19 protein-coding genes are annotated in these 20,988 nt (G+C 49.8%); 1 reads left to right on the top strand and 18 read right to left on the bottom strand.

Annotation, left to right across the window (positions count from 1 at the left end; translation table 11 throughout):
- The first annotated feature begins 128 nt into the window (after positions 1–128).
- Entirely contained in the window at positions 129–317 is a 189-nt protein-coding gene (gene rpmB, locus A3842_RS12970; protein ID WP_019911441.1) for a 50S ribosomal protein L28, read from the top strand.
- A 101-nt stretch (positions 318–418) separates the two neighbouring features.
- On the opposite strand, the gene spoVM is transcribed toward rpmB, so the two are convergent.
- The 18 genes from spoVM to A3842_RS12880 form a co-directional block, all read right to left on the bottom strand.
- Positions 419–499 carry a stage V sporulation protein SpoVM gene (gene spoVM, locus A3842_RS12965; protein WP_020431362.1) on the bottom strand — a complete coding sequence of 27 codons (81 nt, stop codon included), beginning with the start codon at positions 497–499 and terminating at the stop codon, positions 419–421.
- 282 nt (positions 500–781) lie between these two features.
- Positions 782–1,450 (bottom strand): ribulose-phosphate 3-epimerase, encoded by a 669-nt coding sequence (rpe, locus tag A3842_RS12960; protein ID WP_074088604.1) that lies wholly within the window; start codon positions 1,448–1,450, stop codon positions 782–784.
- A gap of 4 nt (positions 1,451–1,454) precedes the next feature.
- Complete coding sequence (gene rsgA / locus A3842_RS12955) at positions 1,455–2,360, bottom strand: ribosome small subunit-dependent GTPase A (protein ID WP_074088603.1); 906 nt, start codon at positions 2,358–2,360, stop codon at positions 1,455–1,457.
- A gap of 123 nt (positions 2,361–2,483) precedes the next feature.
- Positions 2,484–4,685 carry a Stk1 family PASTA domain-containing Ser/Thr kinase gene (gene pknB, locus A3842_RS12950; protein WP_074101682.1) on the bottom strand — a complete coding sequence of 734 codons (2,202 nt, stop codon included), beginning with the start codon at positions 4,683–4,685 and terminating at the stop codon, positions 2,484–2,486.
- Complete coding sequence (locus A3842_RS12945) at positions 4,682–5,458, bottom strand: Stp1/IreP family PP2C-type Ser/Thr phosphatase (RefSeq protein ID WP_074088601.1); 777 nt, start codon at positions 5,456–5,458, stop codon at positions 4,682–4,684. The genes pknB and A3842_RS12945 overlap by 4 nt, the downstream gene beginning before the upstream one ends.
- Positions 5,459–5,464: 6 nt before the next feature.
- Positions 5,465–6,505, bottom strand: coding sequence for a dual-specificity RNA methyltransferase RlmN (gene rlmN / locus A3842_RS12940; RefSeq protein ID WP_074101681.1), 1,041 nt, complete (start codon positions 6,503–6,505; stop codon positions 5,465–5,467).
- 195 nt (positions 6,506–6,700) lie between these two features.
- Entirely contained in the window at positions 6,701–8,197 is a 1,497-nt protein-coding gene (gene rsmB / locus A3842_RS12935) for a 16S rRNA (cytosine(967)-C(5))-methyltransferase RsmB (protein ID WP_083609572.1), read from the bottom strand.
- Complete coding sequence (gene fmt / locus A3842_RS12930; RefSeq protein WP_074101680.1) at positions 8,194–9,132, bottom strand: methionyl-tRNA formyltransferase; 939 nt, start codon at positions 9,130–9,132, stop codon at positions 8,194–8,196. The genes rsmB and fmt overlap by 4 nt, the downstream gene beginning before the upstream one ends.
- A 5-nt stretch (positions 9,133–9,137) precedes the next feature.
- Positions 9,138–9,623, bottom strand: coding sequence for a peptide deformylase (gene def, locus A3842_RS12925; RefSeq protein ID WP_074101679.1), 486 nt, complete (start codon positions 9,621–9,623; stop codon positions 9,138–9,140).
- 125 nt (positions 9,624–9,748) lie between these two features.
- On the bottom strand, positions 9,749–12,280 hold the full coding sequence (gene priA, locus A3842_RS12920) for a primosomal protein N' (RefSeq protein WP_074101678.1): 2,532 nt from the start codon (positions 12,278–12,280) through the stop codon (positions 9,749–9,751).
- Complete coding sequence (gene coaBC, locus A3842_RS12915) at positions 12,280–13,512, bottom strand: bifunctional phosphopantothenoylcysteine decarboxylase/phosphopantothenate--cysteine ligase CoaBC (protein WP_256701684.1); 1,233 nt, start codon at positions 13,510–13,512, stop codon at positions 12,280–12,282. The genes priA and coaBC overlap by 1 nt, the downstream gene beginning before the upstream one ends.
- 225 nt (positions 13,513–13,737) lie before the next feature.
- Complete coding sequence (rpoZ, locus tag A3842_RS12910) at positions 13,738–13,938, bottom strand: DNA-directed RNA polymerase subunit omega (protein WP_074088596.1); 201 nt, start codon at positions 13,936–13,938, stop codon at positions 13,738–13,740.
- A gap of 55 nt (positions 13,939–13,993) precedes the next feature.
- The gene (gene gmk / locus A3842_RS12905) at positions 13,994–14,563 is read right to left on the bottom strand and encodes a guanylate kinase (RefSeq protein ID WP_074088595.1); all 570 of its coding nucleotides are present in this window, start codon (positions 14,561–14,563) and stop codon (positions 13,994–13,996) included.
- An 18-nt stretch (positions 14,564–14,581) separates the two neighbouring features.
- Positions 14,582–14,842 (bottom strand): extracellular matrix/biofilm regulator RemA, encoded by a 261-nt coding sequence (gene remA / locus A3842_RS12900; protein ID WP_006209218.1) that lies wholly within the window; start codon positions 14,840–14,842, stop codon positions 14,582–14,584.
- A gap of 51 nt (positions 14,843–14,893) precedes the next feature.
- Positions 14,894–15,784: a YicC/YloC family endoribonuclease gene (locus tag A3842_RS12895; protein ID WP_074101677.1), complete on the bottom strand. Its 891-nt coding sequence runs from the start codon at positions 15,782–15,784 to the stop codon at positions 14,894–14,896.
- A gap of 38 nt (positions 15,785–15,822) precedes the next feature.
- Positions 15,823–17,697, bottom strand: a complete 1,875-nt coding sequence (locus tag A3842_RS12890) for a bifunctional homocysteine S-methyltransferase/methylenetetrahydrofolate reductase (protein WP_074101676.1) — start codon at positions 17,695–17,697, stop codon at positions 15,823–15,825.
- Between the two features lie 154 nt (positions 17,698–17,851).
- On the bottom strand, positions 17,852–19,558 hold the full coding sequence (locus tag A3842_RS12885; RefSeq protein ID WP_074101686.1) for a methyl-accepting chemotaxis protein: 1,707 nt from the start codon (positions 19,556–19,558) through the stop codon (positions 17,852–17,854).
- Between the two features lie 5 nt (positions 19,559–19,563).
- Positions 19,564–20,871 (bottom strand): ABC transporter substrate-binding protein, encoded by a 1,308-nt coding sequence (locus A3842_RS12880; RefSeq protein WP_074101675.1) that lies wholly within the window; start codon positions 20,869–20,871, stop codon positions 19,564–19,566.
- Positions 20,872–20,988 lie beyond the last annotated feature (117 nt).

The following is a 20,988-nucleotide window of genomic DNA, read 5'->3' as shown; positions in this document are numbered from 1 at the left end:
AATTTATATTGTACTATAAGAGCCAAAAGAAATAAATGTTTTTGAAGCGGTTGACGAAGCAAATTTTGCTGTGATATTATATTTAAGTATTGTTTTACGCAGGTGTAAGTAACAAGGAGGTGTAATCTATGTCCCGCAAATGTACTGTAACTGGCAAGAAACCGGGCAGCGGCAACCATGTATCGCATGCGAACAACCGCAACCGTCGCTCTTGGGGAGTTAACGTTCAGAAGGTCCGTATCCTCGTGAACGGCAAACCGAAACGCGTGTACGTCAGCACCCGTGCTTTGAAAGCCGGCAAAGTTGAACGCGTTTAGTCTTGGATTATCCTAAGACCTAGCGATATCTCATATGAAGCAAAAAGCACCCTTTACATATGTAAGGTGCTTTTTTTCATGTTTTCTTTTCTATTCCGTCTTCAACTTTTCTGAAACGTGTTCAAAATCGCTTTAACAAAACCTCCCAAAAATCTTGGCAGCTTGAACGTGTAAAATTTCATCATTAACCCTCCCATCAATTCATGCCGTACGGTAGGAGACTTTCCTGGCGTGCCGCTAACGTAACGAATGCAGACCTCCCTTATTGAATAAGAAGAAACGATTTTGCCGTCCTCCGGAAGAGGCGGTGTTTTTGTTTCTCAAAAAATAGAAAGTTAAAGGTTATAGCGGAACATACACTTTCGAATATTCAAAAAAAGGCTACATGAGGCTTCTGCTCATGTAACCATATTTATGCGTCAGTAACTTGGCCTATACCATTAGATCAAATGTGTCACTTACGTTTAACGCAGAGCTGCCTCAGCCGCTTCTCGAATGGCCTTGATCGCAGCAGCACGGTCACTGTGTCCGAACACTGCATTTCCAGCCACTAAAACGTCCGCACCTGCTCTAGCAACGAGCGGAGCGGTTTCTTTGGCGATACCACCATCTACTTCAATCCGCAGAGAGGTGTGATTTACTTCCCGGGCCCATTCCCGGATCTGGCGGATCTTCTTCACCGTGTGCGGTATAAACGATTGTCCTCCGAAACCGGGGTTCACAGTCATTACTAGCACCATATCTACATCCTCAAGTACCTCTCTTACAGCTGCTGCGGGTGTACCCGGATTAATCGCCACACCAGCCATTAGACCAAGCTCCTTGATCTGGTGCACTACTCGGTGAAGATGAACACAAGCCTCGGCATGCACTGTAATAATGCCTGCTCCAGCGGCTGCAAACTCAGGGATATAACGCTCCGGATTCTCAATCATCAAATGGACATCAAGCGGCAACGTTGTGTGTGCTTTTACTGCTTTTACAATCGGGGGTCCAAGGGTAATATTCGGCACAAAATGGCCGTCCATGACATCCACATGAATCCAGTCTCCGCCGCTGGCTTCGGCTTCTGCAACCTCCGCACCCAGTGCGGCAAAATCGGCTGATAGTATCGATGGTGCGATTGTTATCATAGGGTTAGTACCTCCGCTTTTTATCTTTCATTTCATTGTAAAACAGCTTGTAATGGTCATACCGGCTGCCTGCGATCTCACCCGTATTCACAGCTTGAATGACATGGCAGCCCGGTTCATGCAGATGGCTGCAGCCGCGGAATTTGCATCTCTCAGCATACGAAGCAAATTCCCTGAAGCAGGTGGACAACTCCTCCACGCCCAGTTCCAGAAAATCCAACTGGCTGAAGCCGGGTGTATCAGCTACAAAACCGCCGTTGCCGATATCCATCAACTCCACATGGCGGGTAGTATGGCGTCCTCGGCCTAATCGAAGACTGATCTCTCCCGTTTCGAGTTCAAGGCCAGGGACAAGGCGGTTCAGCAGTGTAGACTTACCGACACCCGACTGGCCGGAGAAGACACTGATCATTCCAGCCAGACGGTTCCGCAGCTCATCGCTGCCGGAGCCGGTAAGCGAACTGGTGACCATCACTTCGTAACCAATGCGCTCGTACAGCGCTTTGACAAGCGCTGTAGCTTCTCCCTCATCGTCAGCCAGATCCTGCTTCGTCAGCACAATGAGGGTCTCCAGACCGGAGTGCTCAATGTGAACCAGAAATTTATCGAGGAGATTCAGGTTCATGTCCGGCTCGCGTACGGAGAATAGAAGCACCGCCAGTTTGACATTGGCTACCTGCGGACGGATCAGCTCGGACTCCCTTGGAAGCAGCTCATCGACCATGCCTTCCCCATTTTCGGTCAGAACATATTTAATCCGGTCTCCTACAAGCGGAGCAATCCCTTTCTTCTTGAGGATTCCCCGCCCCCTGCATTGCACAGCCTCTTCCTCAGTAGCAATCAATCCTTCACGGAGCGGCTTAACGTAATAATAACCGCTTAATGCTTTGATTATAATTCCTTCAGGCATACATCATGAGCCGTCCTCTCCTGATATTGCACAAATGACCCAAGTCTGCTAAAAGCTCCCGGGTCATTCTGCCAGCTGCAGCAGCTCAGGAATACCTTCTGTACTGCTGCAGCTTATATCCATTTATTTGCTTTTTCCCTTATCCTTACCTTTGTCTTTGTTCGAAGTTGTCTGTACATTGCCGGCATTATCTGTCGTCAATCCGGTCTGATTCCCTGCACCAGTGTTGCCATCTCCATTAGAAGGAGGCAAAATCTCCGGTTCTACCGTCGGATCGGCAGAAGCCGGGACGTCTGTAGGGGCCTGAGTCGGCTCAGGGGTATGCTGAACCGGTGGCTCCGGATCAGGTACGGTTCCATTTTTGGCGTCTGAATATTTAATGGTGTAGGTTGCGATGAAGTCACCATCCTGGTAGACAGAGATAGAGCCGTCCTTATTGGGAGCAAGCAATAAATTCACCGACAGATTCTGGCTTTTGGCTATTGTTCGGGTTCCCCATTCCTGGTTCTCGCCATCCTTGCGGGCATCAGCATAAATAATGCGGATTTTAGTCTTTTTACCTTCGAGCGAAGGGGCTACCGGCACTTTGAACGTATATTCCAAGGCTTCTGGAGGGTAACCTGTGCTTACCGTAATATTGATCTTCTCACCCGGTGAAGCCGTATCCCCTTTCTCATAAGGCCATTGGTTTATGACTATACCTTTTTCGTCAGAGAAGCTGGATTCCTCTTTAACTTCACCAAGAACAAGACCGGCTGCCTCCAGCATAGCCTGTGCATCTTCCTTGGTATGTCCTTTGAGATCTGGTATAGGTGTTGTCTCTTGTCCCTGGCTGACAATCAGTTTGATCGTTGCTGTCTCAGGATCGTAAGGACTACCCGTGGCCGGCTCTGTGCTTATGACCTGCCCTTCAGCAAAGTCCTCGCTAAAGCGTGGATCCTCTGTAATCCGGCTCTGTTCCACACCTTCTGCGATCAGCAGCTTTTCTGCATCCTCTTTAGGTTTGCCCGTTAAATCGATCATCGCAGGCAGCTCCTTGGCAATACTTACGGTAAGAGCTATAGAAGTGCCCTCTTTGACCATGGTATCCGGCTCTTTACTTTGCTTCCATACAATACCGGGTTCTTTATTTGCATTATATGCTTCTGTTGGTGGTTCTTCTGCGGTAAGCCCTACCTTGGCGAGCTCCGCTTTGGCTGCTTCAAAGGACATGTCAGTCACCGTAGGAACCGCCACTTCACCTACGTCGAACTTGTCGTTCACATACCAAACCAGGCCACCCATTGCGAGCAGAAGCAGTAAAGTAAGGCTGATCCAGAGCACTGGACGTCCCCGTTTCCGTTTGGCGGAGCTTCGCGGCATTTCTTCTTCTTCATCACGCCTCATCCGGTCTTCTCCGCCACCACGGCTGTTAAGCCCCCGCTGCATCGGCCGGATCGCCGGAATTACACGGGTTCTGTCCTCATCCTCTTCATCATGGAACTGAGCCTTGGATTCGCTTCGCCGTTCCGGCAGCAGACAGGTTTCCAAGTCCTTTAGCATTTCTTTGGCGGACTGATACCGCTCCTCCGGATTCTTGCGCATAGACCTTAAAATAACATTCTCCACGCTTTGCGGAATCAGCGGATTCAGAAGCCGGGGTTCTTCAAACTCCTCTTGCAAATGCTTCAAAGCTACGCTGATCGGGCTTTCACCCAAAAAAGGCAGTACTCCAGTAAGCATCTGGTAGAGGACAATCCCTAAGGAATACAGATCGGACTTCTCCCCCGTCGCTACCCCTTTGGCGTGCTCTGGCGAGAAATAATGCACCGATCCGACTACAGAGCCTGTCTGGGTTATAGTAGTGGACGTAACTGCCCGGGCAATTCCAAAATCCGTAACTTTAACTCGTCCATTGCGGCCGATCAGAATGTTGTGGGGCTTAATATCCCTATGGATAATCTGATTCTGGTGCGCATGGTCCAGCGCGTCGCATATCTGAGATGCTATACGGATAGATTCATCTACCTGGAGCGGGGCACGTTCTTTAATAATCTCATTCAGGTTCTTGCCTTCCACATATTCCATAACAATATAATGAATTTCATCTTCTTGTCCTACATCATATATACTGACCACATTCGGATGTGACAAGGATGCAGCGGATTGCGCCTCCCGCCGGAAACGGCGGATGAATTCCTCGTCATGTACAAACTGGTTTCGTAAAACTTTGATCGCTACGTTCCGGTTAAGCAGGATATCATGGGCTCTATAGACGAGCGCCATTCCTCCTCCTCCAATCCGTTCGATAACTTGGTAACGGCCGCCCAATTCGTGACCGATCATTTATCCCACTCCTTTGTTTCGGGCACAGCGGCCACTCCTTGATGTTCTAGCATAGCGACGCTAATGTTATCGCCACCGCCGGCAAGCAAAGCCAGCTGAAGTAAACGGTCCGCTCTTTCTTCCAGGGATATTTCATGAATTCCTGCCACTTTGCCCAGATGCTCCTGGCTGACGAAATTGCTCAGGCCGTCACTGCACAGAAGCAAAAGTTCCCCTTGTGACAGATGAACAGGTGCAAGATCAGCCGTAACCTCGGCATCCGTTCCCAGCGCCCTGGTCAGAACATTTCTGCGCGGATGATTGTCGAGCTCTTCGAGGCTGATCTGGCCGTTCTTGAACAGCTCATTGACCAGCGTATGATCATCGGTTAACTGCACGGCTGCTCCATCCTTAATTAAATAGGCTCTGCTGTCCCCGATATGGCCGATATATCCGGTCGGACCCTTCAGAAGAACAACAACGACAGTCGTACCCATGTTATGGTACTTCTCATCGCTGGAAGCCTCATTGTGGACTGCACTGTTGGCCTCATAAATGGCAGCAGTGAGCGCACCCTGAAGTTCTTCCTCCGGAAGATCAGGCTGAAGCCCGTCCAGGGCATTCTTTATTGTCTCCAGAGCAAGACGGCTCGCAGTGTCGCCAGCCAAGTGTCCGCCCATTCCATCGGCAATAATGCCGAGGGTATAACCGCTGCGTGTCACGCCGATCCAGACTGAATCCTCATTGACGGTACGTACCCGGCCAATGTCGCTGGCATGAACTGTTCTGATCAAATATCCTCACCCCAACTCCATATGTTTGGCGCGCAGCTGTCCGCATGCGGCCGCTATATCATGGCCCTGCTCACGGCGGATGGTTACATTAACACCGTGGTCAGCCAAAATACGTTGAAATTCAAATATATCATTGCGAGAAGTCCTTACATATTTGCGTTCAGGCACATGATTCACGGGAATCAGATTCACGTGACAAAGCATAGTCTTCAGCACTCCTGCAAGCTCCTCTGCATGCTCCTTCTGGTCATTAACACCGCCAATCAATGCATATTCAAAGCTGATCCGGCGGCCTGTCTTAGCCTGATAATAGCGCAGGGACTCAATTACATCATCAAAGGGGTAGCGCCGGTTAACCGGCATCAGCTTGGACCGAAGTGTATCATTGGGTGCATGTATCGAAATGGCCAGATTGATCTGGGTATCTTCGTCTGCAAACTTATATATATTAGGCACGATCCCGCTGGTAGAAACCGTGATGTGCCGTTGTCCAATATTCAGGCCTTTCTCATGGATCATCAGACGCAGGAACCGCATAGTAGCGTCATAATTCTCAAAAGGTTCACCAGTTCCCATGATGACAATGCTGCTGACCCGCTCACCGCGGCTATCCAAAATCTGCTGGGAGCGGACGACCTGGGCCACAATTTCGCCTGCGGTCAGATCGCGTTTAAGACCACCAAGTGTAGAGGCGCAGAATGTACACCCGATCCGGCAGCCAACCTGCGTCGTTACACAAACGCTGTTGCCATAATTGTGTTTCATAATAACAGTCTCTATCGCATGGTCATCATGCAGTCCAAAGAGGAATTTCACAGTACCATCCTTGGACTCCAGCTTCGTGATCTCTGTCAGAGCTGTGATGCGGAATTGTTCTTCCAACTTGGCACGCAGTGCCTTGGACAAGTTGCTCATGGATTCAAAATCATTCACCCGTTTGACGTACAGCCAGTCAAAAATCTGGCCGCCGCGAAAAGCGGGCTCTCCATTATCCTTAGCCCACTGCTGCAACTCTTCCAGAGAAAAATCATATATTAAAGGTTTCATTAGATTCAGCACCTGTACTTTCTTAAGATATAGAAATTCATCAGAATACGCACCAAACCATTCTTTTTAATGATATGCGTATTATTTCTCATTCTTCCTATTTTAACACAAAATTCAGAGACGGTAAAAGAAAAGCCCGCCACGCATAAAGACCAGCGGGCGGGAGACCGGAAAATGTCTTACGGAACTGCTATTTTACAAGAGTCTTTGCAGCCGGGAAATGAAGAAACCGTCACTGCCGTAATGCTGAGGAAGCAGCTGAATTCCTTCTCCCTCGGATAGCGCGGTCCCCCCGACTCTTTCCCATACAGGGGAGTCAAAGGTTACAGAACTAAAGCCGGGGTTATTTTTAAGAAACTCAGCTACAATTCTGCTGTTCTCTGCCTGTTCTGTTGTACAGGTGCTGTAGACCAGAATCCCTCCGGGCTTCAATAATCCTGATACGGATTGCAGCAACTCTGCCTGCAGCGCAGCCACGCTGGATACATCCTGCGGCTGTTTGCGCCATTTGAGATCCGGTTTGCGGCGGATCACTCCGAGTCCTGAGCAAGGTGCATCCAGCAGAATGCGGTCAAATGATTCCGGCTCAAACCTCTGCGCAAGCTGAAGTGCATCACTGCTGCCAGTACCAATGCTATCGAGTCCAAGCCGCTTTGCCTGATCTTCAATCAGCTGTGCTTTGTGCGGATGCAGATCGTTTGCATAAATGAACCCCTCGTCCTTCATCAGCTCAGCCATATGGGCGCTTTTGCCGCCAGGAGCGGCGCAGCAGTCAAGCACTCTCATGCCGGGTCCAGGTGCAACTGCCTCAGCTACCAGCATTGAACTCTCATCCTGTACCGACAAATAGCCATCGCGGTACCAGGAACTGAGCGCAAGATTGCCGCCGCCCTTGATAATAATGCCATAAGGGCTAAGCTGGGAAGGAGAAGCTTCCAGTCCTGCCTCAACCATTTGCGCAAGCAGAGCATCGCGGGTAATCATTGTAAGATTCACGCGAACACTGGACGCTGGAGGTTCATTATTCGCGGCACACATCGCTTCAGCGGCATCCAACCCATACTGTGCAGCCCATTGTTTTACCATCCACAAAGGATGGGAATGAAGTACGGAAATGCGTTTTTCGCGGCTTAGATTCCCTGGCAAAACCGGAAGTTCTCCGGCACGCAGCACGCTCCGAAGTACCCCGTTCACCATTCCTGATATCCCTTGATGACCGCGTTTCTTAGCGATATTTACCGCTTCGTTGACAGCTGCATGGGACGGGACACGGTCCAGATACATGATCTGATACAAGCTTAGACGCAGCAAATTGCGGACCCAAGGCTCGAGCTTGGCTATGCCTTTGCTTACGAAGCCATTGAGTACATAGTCTAAGGTAATTAGCCGTGAGATACTGCCGTATACGAGCTCCGTTGCCAGTCCTGTATCTTCACGGCCAAGCGTGGACTTCTGCAAGCTGCTGTTCAGCAGCAGATTACTGTAAGCTCCTTGTTGCTCCACACGGACAAGAATATCGAGCGCCACTTCCCGGGCAGAATCGGCTGCCCGGGTACCCGGAGCACCTGACCGGGAATTCCTGCCGTTGCTTCCTTTCCCTTTGCTGCTTCGTGCTGGTCTTGCCTCTCCGTTACCGCCGTCAAGCTTCCCTTGCGGTCTTTTGCGGTCCGTGCCGCCATTCCCCGCGCTCAACCCAGCACCGTCCCGGGCTTCATCACAGCACCGCGGCTAAAGTCAGCTGCAGTCATGGCTTTTTTACCTGCCGGTTGAACTGAGGTAAGCAGCAGACTACCATCACTAGTTACCACTTCAACACCGTCGTCACTCACCGCAAGCACCGTACCTGGTACTGCTTGATTATTAACACTGTTCCCGTCAGGTTTATGCGCAGCCCATATCTTGAATGTTTCTCCGTTCCAAAGTGTAAAAGCACCAGAGAACGGCACCAACCCGCGAATACGGTTATAGATATCAAACGAATTCGCATTCCAGTCAATCCGTTCATCATCTCTGCTGAGATTTGGAGCGTAGGTAGCTTCACTATCATCCTGAGGAGTTGCCTGCACGCGGCCAACGATAAGCCTTGGCATTTCGTTCATGAGAAGCTCACATCCGGCGAGACTAAGCTTTTCAAACAAAGTTCCCGAGGTGTCCGTATCTTCAATGGGAACCTCTACGCGCGAGATCATATCACCAGTATCGAGGCCTTCTGCCATATACATCAGAGTAACGCCGGTAACCTTTTCCCCATTAATAATACAGCGCTGAATTGGAGCACCGCCCCGGTATTTCGGCAGCAGCGAGCCATGGACGTTCACACAACCGAACTTTGGAAGATTCAGCACCGATTTAGGCAAAATCTGTCCGTACGCTGCCGTAACAATCAGATCCGGCTCATAGGTTGCCAGTTCAGCCACGGCCTCAGGACGCCGCATCCGCTCAGGCTGCAGGACCGGCAGCCCCAGAGCCAGAGCCGCCTCCTTCACCGGAGAAGGCGTCAGTGTCTTTTTACGTCCCTGCGGGCGGTCCGGCTGGGTGACAACTGCGACAACCTCATAGCCCTGCTCCAGCAGCATTTGCAGAGAAGGCACCGCAAAAGCCGGAGTTCCCATGAACACTATCTTCATATCCTTCACTCCTCAGTTTCGCTGTGTTCAGCTATATACTCATACACCTTCTCGGCAATATCCGTGAACAGCACCCCGTTAAGATGATCAATCTCATGCTGAAACGCCCGGGCCAGCAAGCCGCTCCCAGTGATTGTTACCTCATTGCCTTCACGGTCAAGTCCGCGAACAGTCACGGTCTCTGCACGGCGCACATCCCCATTTAAACCCGGTATGCTCAGGCAGCCTTCCGGTCCGAATTGCTCTCCTTCCATGCTGACAATTTCCGGGTTGATCAGCTGGATCAATCCATGTTCTTCATCGGCATCTACTACGATAAGTCGTTTCAAAATGCCAACCTGCGGGGCAGCCAGTCCAACACCCTCCGCGTCATACATGGTATCCGCCATGTCATCCAGCAGTTTTTGAACATTCGGGGTTATTTTCGTCACTGTCTTTGCCGTCTTGTGCAGCACTTCATCCGGTTCTTTCACGATCAGCCTTATAGCCATACAAACACACCGTCCTTGAACATTTCTATAGTATATCTAATTCTAATCGATCTAAGCTCGCTTCAGCTCTATATTCGCATTTAAGAATTCTCTGCAATGCGTACCTATTGTAACATGCCTGATGATTACATCAACATCTGCGGATCTACATCCAGGCTGATTTGAAGTCCTGTATCTCTTACCGAATCCTCAAGTTCTTCTGCCACCTGTCGGGCCAGTCCGATCGCATCAATGGAGCCGCGCCACTTGATAATGCATTGAAATCTGTATCTGCCTTTTAGCCGGGGCAGCGGAGAAGCGACAGGTCCAAGTAAATCGAGCGCATCGGTTGACAGCTTATCCAGACTGCCGAACCAGCGTAGCTGGCGAGCCTTTCCCTGCAGGTTCAGCGCATAATTCTCTGCCATCCGCAGCAGTACGGGAAGCTGTTCGTGGGAGAGCGTAACAAGAATCAGACGGCAATACGGTGGATAATGCAGCTCCCGGCGGTGTTTCAGCTCTTCCCGCACAAAGGAGTGATAATCATGTCCGCTGGCATGCACTATGGAATAGTGCTCCGGTGTATACGACTGCACTACTACTTCGCCGGGAAGCTGGTGGCGTCCCGCTCTCCCGGCGACCTGCGTCAGCAGCTGAAAGGTCTTCTCCGCCGCCCGGAAGTCCGGCAAATTCAATGCAGAATCTGCTGTGATTACACCTACCAGTGTAACATCAGGAAAGTCCAGCCCTTTAGCTACCATTTGCGTACCCAGCAGCACATCGGCTTTTTTATCCCTGAACTGGTTCAGCAGCTTCTCATGCGAACCCTTCTCTGTGGTTGTATCGACATCCATACGGATGACACGGATACCCGGGAACAACTTCCCCAGCTCCTCTTCCACCCGCTGGGTCCCAGTACCAAAGAAGCGGATATGCTCGCTTCCGCATTCCGGACAAAGCTTAGGGGCAGGTTCAGCATGACCACAGTAATGGCAACGAAGGTTATCGCTGCGGCTGTGGTAGGTCAAGGAAATATCACACTCGGGACAGCCAGCCACATACCCGCAGCTGCGGCACATCACAAAGGTGGAAAAACCTCTGCGGTTCAGGAGAAGCACCGTCTGTTCCCCGCGTTCCAGCCTGCTCTCCAGAGCGGCATGGAGCCGGCGGCTGAACATCGAACGATTCCCTTCCTTAAGCTCCTCCCGCATGTCGGTCACATGCACCTTAGGCAATTCATTGCCGAGCGCACGGCTCGGCATATGCAAGAGAACAGGCGAAAAATGAATATCGCTCTGGGAGCGGGCCGCATGATAGCTCTCCAGAGAAGGAGTCGCGGAGCCGAGAATCACTGCAGCTCCTCCCTGTTCTGCCCTGCGGACCGCAACATCACGGGCATGGTATTTCGGATTCTCCTCCTGCTTATAGGAGGATTCATGTTCTTCATCCATGATGATGAGACCCAGATTCACGAACGGAGCAAAAACTGCGGAACGGGCGCCTACCGCCACCGTTGCTTTGCCTTCGCGGATTTTACGCCATTCATCGTATCGTTCACCAACAGACAGCCGGCTGTGCATCACAGCCACTCCGCTTCCGAAGCGGCCCTTGAACCGCTCGACCATTTGCGGGGTCAGAGCAATCTCGGGAACCAGCACCACAGCCTGGCGGCCCTGATCCACACAACGCTGGATACACTGCAGGTAAATTTCTGTTTTGCCGCTCCCGGTTACCCCATGCAGCAGAAACACCTCATGCCGCTGCTCATCGACGGTTGATGCGATACGCGTATATACCGCTTCCTGCTCGGCAGTCAGCGGCAATGGAGCACTGGGCTTGAAATCACGCCCCTGGTAAGGATCGCGGTATACTTCAATCTCAGTGATCTCAATGAACCCCTTATCCTCCAGCGCTTTTACCGTCCCGGCTGTGACCTGCAGAACCGACAATACATCCTTCATCGGCATGGGCAGCATGGCTTCCATCTCGATCAAAAAGGACAATACTTCTTTTTGGCGGGCTGAACGCGCCGAAAATCCGGCCAGTGATTCACGGGCTGCGGAGAGTCCAATGGCGAGATCGACTGCCTTCAGCTTCTTCTTGCCCATCTTATCCTTAATCGACTGACTCTCAGCCAATACACCGCGGCGGAGCATAAACTTCACCGTTTCTGCAGCCTGAGGAAAGGTCTTTGTCAGAAGCTTCATAGAGACTTCTCCATGTCGTCCCACAAATTCAGTAATCCGGCTCTCCTCCTGATCCAGTTCCAGGAACAAAGGGAACAGCTCATCCGTGCTGCCGCCGCTGTCTTCTGCAGCATCACCAAGCGTAATAAGCCGTTCAGCTTTACCTTTGAGAGCTGTTGGAAGCATCGCCTGAAGCGCAGAAATACGTCTGCAGGCATATCTTTGGCTCATCCAGTCCCCTAGCTCTACTAACTCCGGGGAAAGCGGGGGAAGCAAGTCCAGCACTTCCTGAATGGGCTTCAATCCCGATACTGCACCAATCTCACCAGATTCCAGCGAGACGACAAAGCCTTGCACCGTACGGTGTCCAAAGGGCACTGCCACCCGGCTTCCCACTTCGATCCACAGCTTAAGCGAGTCCGGTATCAAATAGTCAAAAGGCCGGTCAGTGCTGCGTACAGGAACATCGACAATGACCTTGGCTATCTCCATTATGATCCTGCTCCGGCAATGCGCGCTGCCGCCAACTGCAGGACCTGCCGGGCGACTTCGTCTTTGGAGACCTGTGGAAGATCAAACACAAGGCCATTAGCATCATAGACGGCTACGATGTTGGTATCTGTCCCAAAACCCGCACCTTCAGCCGCGACATCATTAGCAACAATCAGATCCAGGTTTTTACGGACCAGCTTGTCCTTGGCATACAATTCTGCATTGCCTGTTTCCGCAGCAAAACCGATCAAAAATTGCTTATCCTTCGTTTTTCCGAGGCTCTCTAGGATATCCGTCGTCTTCACCAATTCAAGAGTCAACGTATCTCCGCTCTTCTTGATTTTGGAGTCGGCACTCTGCCGAGGACGGTAATCCGAAACTGCAGCAGCCTTGATCAAGAGATCGCAATCCTTCCAGCGGCTCACCACCGCATCATACATCTCTGCAGCCGATTCCACCCTCACGACTTGAATCTCCGGATCCTGTGGAGGTGCTTCATCCGTGCGCGCTGCGATAAGCGTTACCTCGGCTCCCATTGCACGTGCAGCACGGGTTAGGGCAAAGCCCATTTTGCCGGAGGAATCATTGGTAATATAACGGACCGGATCAATCCGTTCAATCGTACCGCCAGCGGTGATGATGACTTTTTTCCCGGTAAGAGGCCCGTTTACTGCAGCATGTTGTAGAGCAAAGAATTGCTCCACCACCTGCACTATCGCTTCAGGCTCCTCCAGCCGACCTTTCCCTACATAACCGCAGGCCAGCAGACCCTCGCCAGGCTCGATAAATTTCACTCCCCGCTTATACAGCGTATTGATGTTATCGAGGACCGCCGGATGCTGATACATATGTACATTCATGGCCGGTGCCACCATAACGGGAGCGGTTGCTGCGAGCAGCGTGGTGGACAGCATGTCATCGGCCAGCCCATGTGCCATTTTAGCGATGATATTGGCGGTTGCCGGTGCGATCAGAATAAGATCGGCGGAATCTGCCAGGTCAATATGCGAAATCGAAGACGGATCACGCTCCTGAAAGGTATCGCTGTAAACACGTTGCTTGGACAAAGACTGCAACGTCAGCTCGGTAATGAACTGCTTGGCCGAGGCCGTCATGATCACATGCACTGTTGCTCCTTTTTGCGTAAGCTTGCTGGTCAAGGCAGCCCCTTTGTAAGCAGCAATTCCACCGGTAATCCCCAATATAATCGTTTTGCCCTGTATGCTCTTCAACTGAATCTCCCCCCTGTTCCCTTGCTTAGCGTCCATAACCATCAGATATGAAAGAAAAACTGAAAATCCTCACTTTTTGAGAAAAAAATAACAACCTTCCGGTTGTCGGTACAGCCCGGTCTGGGCTATTTAAAATAATTGACCTCTAACCCAAGAAGAAACGGCAGCAACCCATACAAATGGCTACGTCCGTTTCTGAAAATGGCCTAGCAGGAATAGCTCGGACTACTCTTCTCCGCGGGTCACAATGATACGGTCTTCATAAATCTCTTCCAGAGCAACACCGACGTTCTTATGTGATCTCGGAGCTTTGATATCGGTCTTGCCGCCTTCGCGTAGCGCTCTTGCCCGGCGGGCTGCTGCAACAACCAAGGAATACTTGCTGTCGACTTTGGTCATCATTTCGTCAATGGATGGATATAGCATGTAAAACACCTCTTCATCTTTTACTGTGATATGAGCTTGAGTTCTGACGTACCTATCATCTCACCTTACAATGTTCGGCGATGATGATGCTTTCTATTCGCTTGCAGGCCAGATCAATCTCATCATTCACTACTGCATAATCGTAATGCTGGATCAGGCCGATCTCATCCTCCGCCACGGACATACGGTGGTTAATGACATCAGGATGCTCCGTACCGCGTCCGCGGATGCGGTCCTTCAATTCGTCCATGGACGGTGGAAGAAGGAACACAAAGATACCTTCGGGAAATTTGTCTTTGACTTTGAGGGCTCCCTGAACTTCGATCTCCAGAATAATGTCTCTTCCGCTGTCGAGTGTTCGCTCCACAAAATCACGCGGAGTACCGTAATAGTTGCCTACGTACTCCGCATATTCAAGCAGTTGATCAGCTTCAATCATGGCCGAAAACTGCTCTCTGGTTTTGAAAAAATAATTGACTCCGTTTTCTTCGCCTTCACGCGGCAAACGCGTTGTGGCGGAAACGGAATAGACTAGTTCAGGCATCTTCGGCCGCAGTGCGGAACATACAGTTCCTTTACCAACACCGGACGGGCCGGATAGTATGATCAGCAATCCTTTTGACATAGTACACTCCATTTGTTGTTATTCGTCGTTATCGTCATCTTTGCTGGAAAGACGGTGTGCCACAGTCTCTGGCTGCACAGCCGAGAGAATGACATGATCGCTGTCTGTAATGATGACGGCCCGCGTCCGTCGGCCGTAAGTGGCATCGATCAGCATGTGCCGGTCTCTGGCCTCTTGGATAATACGTTTGATTGGTGCAGATTCCGGGCTGACTATGGAAATAATTCGGTTGGCCGATACGATATTCCCAAAGCCGATGTTGATTAATTTAATTGCCATGTTCCGGTTGTTCCCCCCATAGATTACATCTTTGCTTGCTTCAGATCACTGTCATTCCAGGTTCGCTGCTTGTTCACGTATCTTCTCCAGTTCAGCCTTCATATCCAGCGTGAGATTCACCAGAGTCAGATGATTACATTTGGACCCGATTGTATTCGTCTCCCTGTTCATCTCCTGAATGAGAAAATCCAGCTTGCGTCCTGCCGGCTCGCTTCCCTTCAGCAAAGCCTTGCATTGTTCAAAATGACTGTACAGCCGGGTAAGCTCCTCATCAATATTACAGCGGTCGGCAAAGACAGCAATTTCCATTCCGAATTTATGCTCTTCAAAAGGGAACGTCCCGTCACTCAGCATGCTGAGCCGCTGGCGCAGCTTCTCACGGTACTCGTTCACCACCACTGGAGCAAGTGCTGCCATTTCAGCATGCAGCTCCTCCAGATGATTCAGCCTGCGCCCCAAATCAGCGGCTAGAAATCCGCCTTCACGGGCTCGCATCTCTAACAAAGCTTCCAGACTCTGGTTCAGACCCTGCTCAAGAATATCCTTGAAGTCCTGGTCCAGGACGGATACATGGGTATCTTCCTTGAACTCCATTACACCTGGCATCGAAAGGATGTCTCGCAGCAGCAGCTCACCTTGAATCCCAAATTCTTCTTGCAGCTGCTCAGCTGACTTCAAATAGGAACGCACCGCCGAACGGTTCAGCACTTGTGCCAACTCGGCTTCTTCGGTATGCTCCCTGTTAATGATGACATCTACTCGTCCCCGTTTGATATGAGCTTGAACTTGTCTTCGCAGCATATCCTCATAAATCGTCCAATCCCGGGGCATCCGCAGTACAACTTCGCAGTAACGGTTATTCACCGATTTAACTTCGAACGTAATCTTGTAACCGCCGAATTGCAGGGATGATTGACCGTATCCGGTCATGCTAAATGACAACGGAATCACATCCATTACACTATTGTAATTGATTCTTACTAGCGAAACAAGGGGGACAATTTACGTCCTTGTTTCTCCCACACATACTCCAGGAGCTGCACACTCATATCATAGAACATGAACGGCGTCATCAAATAGATGCCATTAAAATGCCTAGTAGCCGCATCCAACAGCTCTTTGGCAATCCGTACACCCTCTGCACGTCCTTCTTCGCCTTCCAGACCCTGCATCCGGCTTCGTACTTCTGGGGACAGCTGAATGCCGGGAACTTCATTATGAAGATATTCCGCGTTACGTCCACTGGCCAGCGGCATGATACCAATAAAAATAGGGATCTCCAGGTGCGCCGTAGCCTTCGCAATGCGTTCGATCAGCTCAGGATCGTAGACTGGCTGGGTCATGATATAGTCGGCGCCGGAGGCAATCTTTTTCTCCAGACGTTCAACCGCCTTGTCCAAATGCTTAACATTCGGGTTGAATGCGGCTCCGATAACAAAATTCGCGTTCTGCTTCAGCGGCTTGCCGGAAAAGGCGATACCGTCATTCAACTGCTTGATCATCCGTATAATTTCAAATGAGGTCAGATCGTAGATGGAGCTTGAACCCGGCAAATCGCCGAATCTGGCCGGATCACCCGTAACTGCCAGCACATGGTCAATGCCCAAGGCATCGAAGCCCATGAGATGGGATTGGGTTCCGATCAGATTGCGGTCACGGCAGGCAATATGAACCAGAGGACGCAGGCCCGTACGGGCCTGAACCAGATGCCCCAGCGCCATGTTGCTCATCCGTGTCACAGCAAGCGAGTTATCCGCAAGCGTCAGAGCATCTGCACCTGCTCTTCGCAGCGCTTCCGCGCCACGCATGAACTTTGCAATATCCAGATCACGCGGCGGATCAAGCTCAACGATCACCGTGTGGCGTTCCTTGACCAGATCGACCAGTGTCAGTTCATGACCATCACGTTCTTCGTTGTCTCCCAGATGCTCCTGTACCGTCAGGCGCTCCAGCTTGTTCTGGGCTGTCGGCTCCGGCAGAGGCTGCGGCGAATACTCGCGAAGAGCGGCAGAGATCTCAGCGATATGCTGTGGCGTTGTGCCGCAGCAGCCCCCAATAATACGGGCACCCATATCCGCAAAAACCGGGGCCATCTGGCCGAAATAATCCGGCGAGGCACCATACCGGTACTGCCCGTCCACATAATCGGCGATACCCGCATTAGGATATACCGAAGCGGGGAGCCTTAAGCTGCCCTGCAGTGATTTCAGTGCACGCTTAATGCCATTAGGTCCGGTTCGGCAGTTAAAGCCGATAATATCCGCACCGTCCTGCTCCAGAATATGAAAAGCCTCCGTCAGCGTTAATCCGTCCAGGGTGCGTGCGGTCTCATCTACAGCCAGCTGGCAGATCACCGGAAGCTCGCTGAGCTTGCGGACCGCTCTTAATGCCAGATGCAGCTCCTCCACATCATAGAACGTTTCCAGCATAATCCCGTCAGGCTGCTCTTCCAAAAGCGCCGAAAACTGCTGGGCATAAAACCGTTTCAGCTCGGTGCTGGACAGGTTTGCCCGTTTACCGGCACGGATTGAACCAACCGCACCTACGACATAACCGGTATCCCCGGCAGCATGCCGTGCAATCCGTACACCTGCGCGGTTGATTTCATCCACCTTGGCCTCCAGGCCAAATTTGGACAGCTTGTCATAATTGGCAGAGTAAGTATTACTCTCCAGCAGCACCGCTCCCGCTTCAATATAGCTCCGGTGTACATCTTCAATAACCTCCGGAGAGGTCAGATTCAATTCTTCATAGGAGATGCCGACCGGGAAGCCTTTTTGATATAAAAAGGTTCCCATCGCTCCGTCTCCGACCAACACGTTATTCTTCCATGCAGAGCGCAAATCCGGCTTCACCGTAAGAACCTCCCTTAATCAGTCCATAGTTTCATACTAATGTAACATAAATCGGGATGGATGATAAGCTTTCAACAGGCAAAAGCCATTCATATTACCAGACCCTAAAAAAGCAACTCCCCGAATCGGAGATTTGCTGTAAAAGTAATGAGGATTAGCTTATTTTGAATTTTCCAGCCAGTTCTAATAATTCTTCAGACATTTTTGCCAGAGCCATTGAAGCACTATTGACCTCTTCTACCGTCGCCAGCGTTTCCTGCGCAGAAGCTGAAACACTCTGTGTCCCACCGGATGTTTCACTGACAATTACAGATATCCCTTCAAAAGCTGTTACCAGATTTTTGGTATCACTGGACATTTCTTTGGAAGCCTCGGAAACTTCACTGATCTCAGCGGTCACACCATGCATAGCCACTTCTATCTGTTCAAAAGCTTCTCCTGCTTCAGTGACGGAACGTATTCCCTCAAGAACCTCTTCTTCGCCTTTCAATACCCTGGATACACTGATTTCGCTCTCCAGCTGGATGCTCTTGATGACTTCAGAGATCTGCTTTCCAGACATTGCAGTCTGGTCAGCAAGCTTTTTCACCTCAGAAGCTACAACCGCAAATCCTCTGCCGGCTTCTCCTGCACGCGCCGCTTCGATGGAGGCATTCAAAGATAACAGATTCGTCTGTCCTGCAATCTCATTAATAAAGTTAATAATCGTACCGATTTCCTTTGATTTTTCACCTAGTGATTTAACGGATACAGCAACCTCAGTAGAGTTATTCTGGATCGAAGCCATTTGCTGTATCGCTGACTTAACCGCGTCAGATCCCTGTACCACAATTTGCGAAGCATTAATGGCGGACTGGTTCACACTGGAGGCACTTTCTTCAATAAAAACTGCCTGCTCATTCATCCGGTTTACCATTTTCATGCTTCCGGCAATACTCTCAACTTGTTTTTCCGTACCTTGGGCCAGATCCTCAGTAATATGAGCAATATGTTCAGTGGCCTGGCTTGTTTGTTCAGCACCGGCTGTCAGTTCTTCGGCGGATGCTGCAACCTGCTCTGCATGAGACCCGATTTCCTGAATCAGATGCCGCAGATTGCCCGACATGTGATTAAAGGAAACCGCCAAATCGCCAAGCTCATCCTTGTTCTTGATTCGAATCTCGTTAACTGTCAAATCTCCGTTTGCAATCCGTACAGCAGCTGTCTGCAGCAGCTTAATGGGCTTCGTTATCTGACTGCTGATCAGCAGAGATGATGCCGCTGCCGCAATTAGAGATATGATGATGATTCCAATAATCGTGGATTCCACATCTTTTGCACGTTGCTGCGCCATGGCAATTTTATGATCAGCTTCCGTCTGTTCCGTAGTAACCAGGTTACGGGCTACTTCAACAAATTTATCCAACACGACGCTCTGATTTACTGCAATAGATACTATGCTCTCTGATTCACCTTTATTTTTAGCGTCAATCATCTGATCGGATATTACGATGAATTGCAGTTGCAGCAAATCTAATCCGGCCAAAATCTGCTGTTTACCAGGATCTGTGATCAGTGATTCCAGCTTCGCATGATGTTCCGTGAATTTGAGGCGTGCAGCTGCATAGGCATCCATTTTTTTCGGATCTGCAGAAATGATAAAATCGGATACATCCGCATGTTCAGATTCGATAGTAGTGTTCAAATCTTTTATTAAGCCTATTGTAGCCACTTGTTTTTTGAGGAGGCTGGTATAGGTTCCGTTAATTTGCGAGAGATACATGTACCCGGTAACTCCGATAAACACCAGCAAAATCAAAACGATACCAAACCCTATGTAAAGACGCTGTTTTATACTTTTCGCTTGAAAGATACTCTGCATCCTGTTCACTTGCTTCCCTCCTCTTTCGGTCCCAAAATCTCTTCAGCCTGTGCTCTGAACGTGCTTGCAGCCTGCTCTGGTGTAATACTGCCGGCATACAGGTTTTTCAGTATAATTTTCAGAGCGTTTTGAACGACCGCATCAGACAGCGGTGCTGGCGGATCAATTGGGGTGGAGTGTTTGGCAATATAACTCATGTATGAGTATTGTTCTTTCCCCTGTTCGGTGGATTGACTGGATAATTGTTCTGCGATTTTAGTTGCAATCGGAACTCCGCGGTCACCCTTAAGAATGTTATTCGCTTCCTTGTTATTAGTGAGAAAATCAACGAATTTAACCGCCGCTTCCTTATGATTAGAATAAGAAGATACCATGATGAACATAGAAGGCTTCACAAAGTTCCCTTCTGCAGTGGCTCCCTCAACCGTAGGAAGGTTCATGATTTTCAGCGTTCTGCCCGCTTCGTCACCATTTGAAACCATTTGGTTGCTTACAAGTTGTAAAAATGCAGTTTTCCCTGTTGCCAGCGGGTTTTTCTCATCCTTGGATGAATCTGTACCGGGGTTCAGAAGCCCCTGATCCAGCCATGTTTTCGTCAGTGTCAGATATTCAACCAGGGTAGCATCTTTGAAACCAAGACCTGTTTTTTCCTTATTGTAAAAAGATTCACCCTTCATTCTGAACCAATAGGATAAATCAAACATCGCATACAAAGGATAAAAACCCGGGGTTTGAACCTTGTCTTTAAATTGCTGCATCGTTTGTTGCATATCCTGAATGGAATACGAATCCTGAAGTGGCTCTATACCATACTGTTTAAACATTTCAGGGTCATATGCGATTCCCAGAGCATTCGATCCCATGGGAATACCATACTGTTTCCCTTCATACTGTCCTGAGGCCAGATAGGATTTATCCACATCGGACAGATCAAGGACGTTGGACTTCATATACGGTTCGAGTGGCTCAATCAAGTGATGGGTGACATAGTTAAAAGCAAAATTATAGTCTGTCTGCATGATATCCGGTGTTTTTTGCTCAGCGGTTTCCATCGCCAGCTTCTGGGCTACCTCAGCAGTTGAAGAGTAATCCTCGGTATTAATTTTAATATTGGGATTCTCTTTCTCAAACAAATCAATAACCTTTAACGTGATCTCCTTACGGCTCGGCTTACCCCACCACATAAAATTCAATGTGATTTGTTCATCCGACTTCTTAACTTCTTCGTTACCTTTCCCTGTACACCCCACAAGTGATATCAACATCACAGAGGTCAAAAAAATGGCCGAAATCCTGGTTGATTTGTGTTTCATGAATGTCCACCTTTCTAATGCTAATCAAACTCTGAAAAACAATTTTCTAAAACTGTAAAAACTTATAATTTATATCGGATGATCCCTCTAATTTCTTGTGTATTTTTTCGACTTTTT

The sequence above is a fragment of the Paenibacillus sp. P3E genome, from assembly GCF_001909045.1.
Lineage (GTDB): Bacteria > Bacillota > Bacilli > Paenibacillales > Paenibacillaceae > Paenibacillus_AQ > Paenibacillus_AQ helianthi.
This window is presented reverse-complemented; position numbering and strand designations above follow the sequence as displayed.